Here is an 11434-nt window from a genome sequence, read left to right on the forward strand (position 1 = left end):
CTATAATCCAGTAAAATACAGTTAGTCCCTATAAGAATGGAGGAGATTTATTAATGCCAAGAAAAACAAAAACCATGGACGGCAACACAGCGGCAGCCTATATATCCTACGCCTTTACCGATGTAGCAGCCATCTTCCCCATTACCCCGTCATCCAATATGGCGGAAAGTGTCGACGAGTGGGCGGCACAAGGCAAGAAAAATATCTTCGGGCAGACAGTAGAAGTTGTAGAAATGCAGTCAGAAGGCGGTGCCGCCGGTGCTGTTCACGGTTCGCTGCAGGCAGGTGCGCTGACCACCACCTATACTGCTTCCCAAGGCTTATTATTAATGATCCCCAATATGTACAAAATTGCCGGCGAGTTACTGCCTGGCGTCTTCCATGTAAGCGCACGGGTAGTGGGGGCCAACGCCATCAGCATATTTGGCGACCACTCCGACGTTATGGCCGCCCGTCAGACCGGCTTTGCCTTATTGGCTGAAAGCAGTGTTCAGCAGGTCATGGATTTGGCTGCTGTCGCACACTTATCCGCCATCAAAGGCAGTGTTCCCTTCCTGAACTTCTTTGACGGTTTCAGAACCTCCCATGAAGTGCAAAAGATTGAAGTGCTCAAGTATGATGAACTGGCCGGTTTGCTGGACAAAGAGGCGGTGGCTAAGTTTCGGCGGGGTGCACTGCATCCTGACCACCCCAGTCTGCGCGGTACGGTGCAAAATTCTGATGTCCACTTTCAGCAGCGTGAAGTCTCCAACCGCTATTACCAGGCCCTGCCGGACATTGTGGAAGGCTACATGGCCGAAATTACCCGCCTGACCGGACGGGAATACCATCTGTTCAATTACCATGGCGCGCCGGATGCCGACAGACTGATTATCGCCATGGGGTCGATGTGTGAAACCATCGAAGAAGTAGTAGACTATCTTAACGCCGGCGGTGAAAAAGTCGGTCTATTGACTGTGCATCTCTACCGGCCGTTCTCTCTTGAGCATTTCTTTAAATATATCCCTAAAACCGTAAAACGGATTGCCGTCCTGGACCGGACCAAAGAAATGGGAGCTTTGGCCGAACCACTGTATCTGGATGTGAAGACTGCTTTCTACGGCAAAGCCTGGCAGCCCGAAATCTTCGGCGGACGCTGTGGCGTTGGCGGCAAGGATGTCATCCCCAGCCATATTGAGGGTGTTTTCGCCAATCTAAAAGCCGATAAACCTAAGGACAACTTTACCGTCGGCATCCTTGATGATGTCACCCATTTATCGCTGCCCTACGGCCAGGATATTGACACCACCGCCCCCGGCACCAAAGCCTGCAAATTCTGGGGCCTTGGCTCAGACGGCACGGTTGGTGCCAATAAGAGTGCCATTAAGATTATCGGTGAGCATACCGATATGTATGCCCAAGCCTACTTTGTCTATGATGCCAAAAAGTCCGGTGGTGTGACCATCTCCCATCTCCGGTTTGGCAAACAGCCCATCAAATCGCCCTATCTTATCACTAAGGCAGATTTCATTGCCTGCCACAACCAGTCTTACGTATCTAACTACAACGTGCTGGATGGACTCAAACCAGGCGGCAGCTTCCTCCTAAACTGCCGGTGGAGCGCCGAAGAACTGGACAAAGAGCTGCCGGCAGCCATGAAGCGGTACTTGGCGAAAAACGACATTCACTTTTATACCATTGACGCCGTCGGCATTGCCCAGGAACTTGGCCTTGGCGGGCGGATTAACATGATTATGCAGGCCGCCTTCTTTAAACTTGCCGATATCATCCCCTTAACCGATGCTATTACCTACCTTAAGGACGCCGTGGTCAAATCCTACGGCAGCAAAGGGGAAAAAATCGTGGCGATGAATCAGGCTGCCATCGACAAAGGGGCAGAAGCCCTTGTCAGAATTACTATTCCCGCCACCTGGAGTAGGGCAGAAGAAGGTAAAACCGCAGAGCGGCAAGCCCCTGAATTTATCAACAAGATATTGGTTCCTGTGAACCGTCAGGAAGGAGACAGCTTGCCGGTAAGCGCCTTTGCCGGCCTGGAATCCGGCAGCTACCCGCTGGGAACCTCTGCCTATGAAAAACGCGGCATTGCTGTTGATGTCCCCGCCTGGCTGCCGGAAAACTGCATTCAGTGCAACCAGTGCTCCTTCGTCTGTCCGCATGCCGCCATTAGGCCGGTATTGGCTACCGGCGAAGAAGTGGCTAAAGCTCCGGCAGGATTTCAGGTAAAGACAGCCAACGGGGCTAAAGAACTAAGCTTCCGCCTGGCAATCTCCCCCTATGACTGCACCGGCTGCGGCAATTGCGTCCAGGTTTGCCCGGCCAAGGAAAAAGCCTTGCATATGGAGCCGCTGGCAACACAACTGGCACAAGCGCCATTGTGGGATTATGCGTTAACCCTTGCTCCCAAACCCAATCCGGTAAATCCATTAACCGTTAAAGGCAGCCAATTTGAACAGCCACTCTTGGAGTTCTCAGGTGCTTGCGCCGGCTGTATGGAAACCTCCTATGCCAAGCTGGTAACCCAACTGTTTGGCGACAGAATGATGGTAGCCAACGCCACCGGCTGCTCCTCGGTATGGGCAGGCAGTATACCTTCCATTCCCTATACTACAAACCATCGCGGCCATGGCCCGGCCTGGGCAAATTCCCTGTTCGAGGATAACGCCGAATTCGGCCTGGGCATGCATATTGCCGTCAAGCAAATGCGTAAGCAAGTGGCGCAGGCGGTGGAACAAGCCGCTAAAGAGTTTGCCGGCGGCGAACTGGCGCAAGCTTGCGCAGAATGGCTTGCCGGCAAGGACACCAGCCAGGGAACCAGAGCCAGGGCAGATAGACTGATTGCGGTGTTAGAACAGTATAAAGGCGACAACCCCTTGCTCAACGAGCTATATGACAACCGCGACTTTTTGGTCAAACGCTCACAATGGATATTTGGCGGTGACGGCTGGGCCTATGATATTGGCTTTGGCGGGCTTGATCATGTGCTGGCAACCGGGGAAGATGTCAATATTCTGGTTTTTGATACCGAGGTGTACTCCAATACCGGCGGGCAATCCTCCAAAGCCACGCCCACAGCGGCCATTGCCAAATTTGCCGCCAGCGGCAAAAAGACCAAGAAAAAAGATCTGGGCCTGATTGCCATGAGCTATGGGTATGTCTATGTCGCCCAGATTGCCATGGGAGCCGACCAAAGCCAGACCTTGAAAGCCATTGCCGAAGCCGAGGCTTACCCCGGACCTTCCATCATCATTGCCTATGCTCCCTGTATTAATCACGGACTGAAGCTGGGTATGGGCTGCAGCCAGCTGGAAGCCAAACGGGCAGTAGCCAGCGGTTATTGGGCGCTGTACCGGTATAACCCGGAGCAAAAAGCAGCCGGTAAGAATCCGTTTGTGCTGGACTCCAAAGAACCGACCATGGACTTCAAGGAATTCCTGATGGGCGAAGTGCGTTTCTCCTCCCTCATACAGCAATTCCCTGAACAGGCGGAAAGCTTGTTTGCTAAGACGGAGCAGGACGCTAAGGAGCGGTTAGCGGTTTATAAACGGTTGGCCAGGCAAGAATAGGTTACTGTAAGTAGGTAAACTCATCACGTGCCTTTAACTGACAGGTTTAGTCAGGAAAAAGTCCTGGGCCATTGAAGTCCCAGGACTTTTTATTAAAATACAAAATATAATTGCAGAGGAGAAGAGACATGGTAGGAAGAATATTAGCGCAGAAAGGCCTTGAGCTTCCGGAAGTTCCCAAAGCGGTAGGTAGTTATGCCGGTTATAACATTGTGTTGGGGCACATGCCCGGGCAGCGGTTGGTGTAGCTTCTTTGCCGGGAAATGTTATGGCAGCAATTGAGGCGACATTTGAAATTAGCAAGCCTTAGGATATTATTGTTTGGGAGGTTGTAAGATGGATATAATGCAGCTGGGACGCACAGGATTACAGGTGAGCAAAAGCGGTTTTGGCGCTCTGCCGATACAGCGCATTTCTTTTGATGAGGCTAAAACCATTCTGCGTAAAGCCTATGATGAAGGAATCAATTTTTTTGATACGGCGCGTATGTATACGGACAGTGAAGAAAAAATCGGTTATGCTCTTGCCGATGTGCGCAGTCGTATTGTGATTGCAACCAAAAGCCACGCTCGCGATAAGAAAACACTGCTGTCGCACTTGGAAACAAGCCTGCGCAATTTGAAGACAGATTATATTGATATTTATCAACTGCATAATCCCCAAGAACTGCCGGAAACTGCTGATAAAGAAGGGCTGTACGCAGCTCTGGCAGAGGCAAAACAAAAAGGTCTGATTCGTTTTATCGGCATTACCAACCACAGCAATAAGCTGGCCATGGAAGCGGCTGTCTCTGGAATGTATGATACCATTCAGTTTCCCCTTAATACCTTGTCTTCGGAGGATGACTTGAGGTTAATTGCCGCCTGCAAAGAAAGAAACATCGGCGTCATTGCTATGAAGGCGTTGTCCGGCGGGCTGATCACCAATGCAGCAACAACCTTTGCTTTTTTGCGGCAATATGATAATGTGGTGCCGATTTGGGGTATCCAGCGCCTGAGCGAACTGGATCAATTTATTGCCATGGAAAAAAATCCGCCGGTGTTAGATGAGGCGATGTGGCAGGCCATTCACAAGGACCGCAGCGAGCTCGCGGGAGATTTTTGCCGCGGCTGTGGGTATTGCATGCCGTGTCCGGTTGGCATAGAGATTCCAATACAGGCCCGGATTTCACTGCTGGTGCACCGGGCACCATATCAGGGGTTTTTAGAGGATAATTTCAAAGAAAAAATGGACTTGATTGAGCAGTGTGTGGAATGCGGTCAGTGCCGGTCCCAGTGCCCCTACCAACTTGATACGCCCAATTTACTGAAGCGGGAGTTAAAGCGCTACCAAGAGTTTTATGAAACCCATGCAAAGTAAAATATGGCAACCCAAATGAGGGGGAGTTTATTCATGGTTATTTCGCAGGCAAATATAGAGGATGCAGACGGAATCCTTTCTTTGTTAAAAGCCAACCACATCAGCTATATCAGTGCAGAGCACAAGCCGGATGGCTTTGTGACAACTAATTTTACCGATGCACAGCTTAAAGCATTAATTGTCCAGGAACGCGGTGTTACGATTGCAAAAGACAATGGCCAGGTTCTTGCTTTTGCTATGGCTGCGTCATGGGAATTTTGGTCGGATTGGCCGTTCTTTGCTTATATGATTAAAAGGTTACCCGAGTTTATGTTTGAAGATAAGATACTGACAACACAAAATTCTTACCAGTATGGGCCAATTTGTATTGATAAGTCAGTTAGAGGAACCGGCTTGTTTGAGCAAGTGTTTTACGCCTCGTTGGCCAGCATGCGGGAACGTTATCCAGTTATGGTGACATTCATTAACCAGATCAATCATCGTTCCTATGCCGCACATACTAAAAAAGTTCCGATGCTAAAAGCGGGAACCTTTCAATTTAATCAGAATGACTATTATTTGATGGCTTGTTCAACCGCTATGACGCAATAGCGGCAGAAGCGAAAGAGCGATATTTCATAATTGTGAGGTATCGTTCTTACTTTTTATTTGCAATAAATTCGCCTCTGCAATACATGATAGAGGCTTTAGCGGCAGTGGCCTTTTTCCTTATGATGAGACGAGAGAAGCAAAATGAACGTCCCTTTGCTTCCGGAGTTGGCAGATAAGGATGAGCTTGGGCGCTTGATTGTTTTTTTTGTTTACAAACTAAATGATTTATTGACTAAATAAGGGTTTGCGTGTTAAATTAATAAAGCGATGTCTTCGAATAAGCTACCTATGTAGTTTAATAATAGGAGCAATAATTGTTCTGACTTTCTTTTATTTTGAGGGAAAAGGAGATACATACTATGTATAAAGACTTGAATACTTCGGAACGTACCCAGATGACTCCAGGGCCGGTTGAGGTTGAGCCAAGGGTACTGAGGGCTATGTGTACACCGATTTTGGGGCAGTTTGACCCTGAATTTACTGGGATTATGAATGAGACTATGGCTATGATTCGCGCCGTGTTTCAGACTGAGAACAGATGGGCTTTCCCGATTGACGGCACTTCCCGGGCGGGGATTGAGGCTGTGCTTTGCAGTATTGTTGAACCGGGGGACAAGGTGTTCATACCTATCTATGGCCGTTTTGGACATCTGCTGGTAGAGATTGCCGAACGCTATGGGGCAGAGGTTGTTACCATCGAGACTGAATGGGGCAATGTGTTCGAACCGGAAACCGTGATTCAAGAGATAAAGAAGGTTAAGCCCAAAATTGTGGCTATGGTGCATGGTGAAACGTCAACAGGTTGTATGCAGCCCTTAAAAGCTATCGGTGAAGCTTGCCGGGAGCTGGATGTCCTGTTTGTTGTCGATGCGGTGGCTACCCTGGGCGGGGCAGCTGTTAAGGTAGATGAGTGGAAAATTGATGCCGCTATCGGCGGTACGCAAAAATGTCTGTCTGTACCTTCGGGAATGGCACCCATTACCTTTAATTCACGGGTAGAGAAGCTGCTTTTAGAGCGCAAGAAGATTGAGCAGGGACTGGTAGAGCCGGGCAAGGCTAAGAATAATCAAAGCCGCATGATTCGCAGCAATTACTTTGACCTTAGTCAGCTTATGGATTATTGGGGGCCGGCTCGCTTGAATCACCATACAGAAGCAACTTCGATGATATATGCCCTGCGAGAAGGTCTGCGGATTGTTTTGGAAGAGGGACTGGAAGAACGATTTGCCCGCCATGCGCTGCATGAGAAAGCACTGATGCAGGGAATTACAGCCATGGGGCTGGAGTTGTACGGCAATCCGGAATGCAAGCTGCCAGCGGTAACTGCGATTACTATCCCTGCCGGGCTGGACGGTGAGTCTGTCCGCAAAATGCTGCTTGAGGATTTTTATCTGGAGATTGCCAGCTCGTTTGGTCCGTTGAAGGGAAAAATCTGGCGTATTGGCAGTATGGGATACAGTTGCCGGCAGAAGAATATTCTTACTGTGTTAGGGGCATTAGAGGCTGTTCTGATTCGTCATGGTGCTAAGGTTTATGCCGGTAAGGCTGTACAGGCAGCCTTGGATGTGTACCAAGCTGCCAAAGCCAAATAACAGCAAACGTAGAAAAGAGATAGTCTCACGAAGAGACTATCTCTTTTCTATGGCGTTATAAAATTGTTAGAAAAAAGAATATTTCTAACGACGAAAACGGAGTATTGCACACAATGCTCAGGCCATAACTGTGTAAAAGCCTTGGAATAAGCCATTGTAGGAGCCGTTTATTGTTGGCATGATAATTGCACTATACATAGGGCAGTTAGTCAAAAATAAACAGCGAGGAGATTACTATGGCAAAGAAAACAATTAATGATTTTGCAAAAATGATTGAGAATGGTGAAAAAATCACCTATTTAACAGCTTATGACTATCTTACGGCAAAAATGGTGGAAAAAGCGGGCATCGATATGATTCTGGTGGGCGATTCCCTGGGGATGGTTTGCTTAGGCTATGATACTACTTTCCCGGTCACCATGGACGATATGGTGCGGCATTGCCAGGCAGTCCGCCGTGGCGCTCCCAATACCTTTATTGTTGGTGACATGCCCTACATGTCCTATCAAAAATCGGATGAAGATGCGGTTGCCAATGCCGGCCGGCTGGTAAAAGAGGCACTGGTTGACGCTATCAAGCTTGAGGGCGGCGGGGAAGCAATTGCCAGCCGGATTAGAGCCATCCAGCAAGCCGGTATCCTGGTTATGGGTCATATCGGCCTGACGCCGCAGCTCATGGGGCAAATCGGTGGCTATAAGGCCCAGGGGCGCAGTGCTTCAGCTGCCATGAAAATTGTCAATGAAGCCAAAGCAGTGGAACAGGCAGGAGCTTTCAGCATCCTGATAGAAGGCGTGCCGGCGGTTGTAGGCAAGGCCATTACGGAGAGAGCCGGTATACCTATCCTCGGCATTGGCGGCGGTTCCTACACCCACGGCCAACTCTTAATCTATGCCGATATGGTGGGAATGTACGATAATTTCACCCCGAAATTTGTTAAGAAATATGCCAATGTGGGTGAAGTGCTGACAGCGGCCTTTAAACAATACCGTGAAGATGTGGTAAAGGGGGAATTCCCTGACGATGCCGAGCATACCTACAAAATGAGTGAAGAAGCGGTGAAGGAATTTTTGCTGGCGCTGGAAAAGTAGGCTTTATATAGCTTAAAGGTTGGTATAAAGCAATGCCATTAAGTTAAAGCATCAAGCATGAATTCCAAAATAGGCAGAAAAGACAGGGGGATTGTTATTTTTCAATTTCACTGTCTTTTCTGCTGCTAAAAACAATGTGTCACATAAAGAAGCTTTGCGAACCTCATATTGGTACAATATTTGCGTGTTTACACTATAAAAGGAGTTGAATATCATGATGCCAAGCATGTTTTTGGTACATCAAAAATTTAGCTGTGCTGCAATTAACGATATAGCCGGCGAAGTATCCGGCGCTTTTACGCAAGCCGCTTTGCAATGCGAAATCAAAGCAGGTCAAAAAATTGCTGTAGCCGTCGGCAGCCGGGGAATTGCCAATATTAGTACCATTGTGCGCTGTGCCATAAATGAACTCAAACGCCTGGGCGCCGATCCTTTTATTGTTCCGGCCATGGGGAGCCATGGCGGCGCAACTGCGGCAGGACAGACAAAAGTTTTGGCATCGCTGGGAATAACGGCGGAACAAACCGGTGTACCCGTTGTTTCCAGCATGGAAGTAATCCTCCTTGGGCAAACACCAGACGGGGTGCCGGTATATTTGGATAAGTCCGCAGCCGAAGCGGAAGGGATTTTTCTGATTAACCGGATTAAGCCGCATACTGACTTTGATGCACCTGTCGAAAGCGGCCTAATCAAAATGATTGCCATTGGTCTGGCAAAGCACAAGGGTTGTGTGGCCATTCATACTCATGGCCTTGCAAAATATATACCACAGGCTGCGGATATTGTGATTAATAAGACCAACATTATTGGTGGTTTGGCTATCATTGAGAACAGCCGGGAAAAAACAGAACAATTGGAAGTCATCAGAGGCAGCCAGCTCATTCGGCGGGAGCCGGAGCTGCTGGCAAAAGCAAAAAAACTAATGGCTCGTCTCCCTTTCCAACAATTAGACTTGCTGATTGTCAGAACAATGGGCAAGACCATCAGCGGAACCGGGATGGATACTAATGTGATTGGACGCCAGAGAGTAGAGGGATTACCTGAGCCTGGGAATATTGCAATCAAGCGTATTGTGGTACTGGACTTAATGGACGACTCTTACGGGAATGCCCTGGGAATCGGGTTGGCAGATTTTACGACCCAAAAACTGGTGGATAAAATTGATTTTAAAACAATGTATGCAAATGTCATTTCCACCGGCTATCTGGAACGGGGGAAAATCCCGATCTATCTGAGTACGGAACAGGAAACCATTGAAACAGCCCTCAAAACCATTGGCCCGGTTAAACCGCAGGACGCGCATATCTGTGTAATCCGAAATACGCTGGAAATGGAAGAACTGGTGGTATCTGCAAGCCTGCTGCCGGCCATTCAAAAGCAGGACAATCTGGAAGTCATTCAGGAAATCGGCCCATTGTCTTTTTCCGACAAAGGGGTTATGCAATTATTCTTTGGCAACTGATTTTTTCTAATTGCAGGCAACAGAATGAAGATTTGTTATAACGGCTGTAAGAAATGGGCTGTCTTTTTCTAACATTATTCGCAAAATTATAACACTAATAAAATTGTGAATTTTGTAATTTGAACAAAAATACTGTAAATTCGGCATTGTTTTTGTAATTATATTTTTGGCACGAAAGTTGCAGTTTATTGTATCAGCTAGCTAGTGTGAAAAATTAATTATAGAAGGGTGTTGGTGTATGCATAGTGGATAATCAAGTCGTAATTGCTTTGGCTGTATTTCTTATCGTATATGCCATAATCATCTCGGAAAAAATTCACCGGACAGTTATTGCAATGGCGGGGGCAATGACTGTAATTGGGCTGGGGGTTCTAACTCAGGAACAGGCCATTCACCATATTGATTTTAATACGATTGGGCTGCTGGTTGGCATGATGATTATTGTCAATATTACCGCTGAAACCGGGATATTTAACTACCTGGCCATCTGGTCGGCCAAAAAGGTAAATGGTGATCCTGTCAAGCTGTTTATCGCTCTAAGTACGCTGACGGCTGTTTGCTCCGCGTTGTTGGACAATGTGACAACTGTACTGCTTACCGTCCCGGTAACCATCAGTATCACAAGTCAGCTAAAAGTACCGCCGGTACCTTATCTAATTGCACAGATATTGGCGTCAAATATTGGTGGAACAGCTACGCTTATTGGCGATCCGCCAAATATCATGATCGGCAGTGCGGTGAAAGAATTAACTTTTATGGCTTTCATTGATAATCTGAGTGCTATCGCTTTTTTCATCCACTTTGTAACCATTGCCATACTAGCATGGTTGTATCGCGATATATTAAAAGCTCCGGATGAGTTGCGGGCGAAAATCATGCAGCTTGACGAAACAAAACAATTGCACAACCGCAAACTGCTGCGGACTTGCTTGCCGGTACTGACATTGACCATTGGGATGTTTGTAACACATCAGTATCTCGGACTTGATTCCGCCTCCGTAGCGCTTATCGGTGCCAGCCTGCTGCTGTTGCTGACAGCCGGACAATCTGAAAAGAATCTGGAACACATCTTTAACAAAGTGGAATGGGTGGCGTTATTCTTTTTTGTCGGCTTATTCATCATTGTCGGCGGGTTAGTGGATACCGGCGTCATCTCTTTTTTGGCTGGCAGGGCAATTGAACTGACTTCCGGCGATCTGACCGCTACTGCGTTACTCATTCTCTGGCTCAGTGCCATTGCTTCCGCTTTTGTGGACAATATTCCCTTTGTTGCTACCATGATTCCATTGATTAGAGATCTGGGCAGTCTTGGTATTACCAATCTTGAGCCGATTTGGTGGAGTCTGGCTCTGGGAGCATGCCTTGGCGGTAACGGTACAATTATTGGCGCAAGTGCCAATATTATTGTTGCCGGTCTGGCCGCTCAGCAAGGGCATCCTATTACTTTCCGGAACTATTTTAAGATTGCCTTTCCGCTGATGCTGCTATCCATCGGTATCAGCACCGTATATGTCGTTATCCGCTACCTGATGTAAGCAGCAGGTTTCGGTGCTGGCGAAATGCAAATACAGCAAGCCGGGGGTATTTCTATTTTTTAAAGGACCGATTTTTCTGAATAGAGAATAAAATCCCCGCATCAGTTCACAGCAATTTTGGCACCTGAGCATATTTTTGGCAGTAGTATATCTTTAATTTATTGAGGAGCATTCCTGTAACGAACAAAAAAGAGTTTTGAACAAAAAAGTACCTCCTGTTAGAATACAGGGTGTAAGGCTTCTG

General features: G+C 47.7%; 7 protein-coding genes. All 7 read left to right on the plus strand.

The window, feature by feature from the left end; all coding sequences use genetic code 11:
- Nucleotides 1–53: 53 nt before the first annotated feature.
- The 7 genes from nifJ (at nucleotide 54) to GT1_RS05555 (ending at nucleotide 11190) form a co-directional block, all read left to right on the plus strand.
- Complete coding sequence (gene nifJ / locus GT1_RS05525; RefSeq protein ID WP_188397880.1) at nucleotides 54–3563, plus strand: pyruvate:ferredoxin (flavodoxin) oxidoreductase; 3510 nt, start codon at nucleotides 54–56, stop codon at nucleotides 3561–3563.
- A gap of 336 nt (nucleotides 3564–3899) precedes the next feature.
- Complete coding sequence (locus tag GT1_RS05530) at nucleotides 3900–4922, plus strand: aldo/keto reductase (RefSeq protein ID WP_188397881.1); 1023 nt, start codon at nucleotides 3900–3902, stop codon at nucleotides 4920–4922.
- Nucleotides 4923–4955: 33 nt separating this feature from the next.
- Nucleotides 4956–5513: a GNAT family acetyltransferase gene (locus tag GT1_RS05535; protein WP_188397882.1), complete on the plus strand. Its 558-nt coding sequence runs from the start codon at nucleotides 4956–4958 to the stop codon at nucleotides 5511–5513.
- Nucleotides 5514–5872: 359 nt separating this feature from the next.
- Nucleotides 5873–7105 (plus strand): alanine--glyoxylate aminotransferase family protein, encoded by a 1233-nt coding sequence (locus GT1_RS05540; RefSeq protein WP_188397883.1) that lies wholly within the window; start codon nucleotides 5873–5875, stop codon nucleotides 7103–7105.
- A gap of 236 nt (nucleotides 7106–7341) precedes the next feature.
- Nucleotides 7342–8193 (plus strand): 3-methyl-2-oxobutanoate hydroxymethyltransferase, encoded by an 852-nt coding sequence (gene panB / locus GT1_RS05545; RefSeq protein WP_188397884.1) that lies wholly within the window; start codon nucleotides 7342–7344, stop codon nucleotides 8191–8193.
- A gap of 214 nt (nucleotides 8194–8407) precedes the next feature.
- On the plus strand, nucleotides 8408–9655 hold the full coding sequence (locus tag GT1_RS05550) for a lactate racemase domain-containing protein (protein WP_188397885.1): 1248 nt from the start codon (nucleotides 8408–8410) through the stop codon (nucleotides 9653–9655).
- A 245-nt stretch (nucleotides 9656–9900) separates the two neighbouring features.
- Nucleotides 9901–11190 carry an ArsB/NhaD family transporter gene (locus GT1_RS05555; RefSeq protein ID WP_188397886.1) on the plus strand — a complete coding sequence of 430 codons (1290 nt, stop codon included), beginning with the start codon at nucleotides 9901–9903 and terminating at the stop codon, nucleotides 11188–11190.
- Nucleotides 11191–11434: the final 244 nt, after the last annotated feature.

Source organism: Sporomusa sp. GT1, from assembly GCF_014634905.1.
GTDB classification, from domain to species: Bacteria; Bacillota; Negativicutes; order Sporomusales; family Sporomusaceae; genus Sporomusa; species Sporomusa sphaeroides.

Excerpts from the sequence above, each read along its gene's own strand:
- GT1_RS05535 (WP_188397882.1), top strand. The coding sequence starts at position 4,956 with ATGGTTATTTCGCAGGCAAATATAGAGGATGCAGACGGAATCCTTTCT.
- GT1_RS05530 (WP_188397881.1), top strand. The coding sequence starts at position 3,900 with ATGGATATAATGCAGCTGGGACGCACAGGATTACAGGTGAGCAAAAGC.
- nifJ (WP_188397880.1), top strand. The coding sequence starts at position 54 with ATGCCAAGAAAAACAAAAACCATGGACGGCAACACAGCGGCAGCCTAT.
- GT1_RS05550 (WP_188397885.1), top strand. The coding sequence starts at position 8,408 with ATGATGCCAAGCATGTTTTTGGTACATCAAAAATTTAGCTGTGCTGCA.
- panB (WP_188397884.1), top strand. The coding sequence starts at position 7,342 with ATGGCAAAGAAAACAATTAATGATTTTGCAAAAATGATTGAGAATGGT.
- GT1_RS05540 (WP_188397883.1), top strand. The coding sequence starts at position 5,873 with ATGTATAAAGACTTGAATACTTCGGAACGTACCCAGATGACTCCAGGG.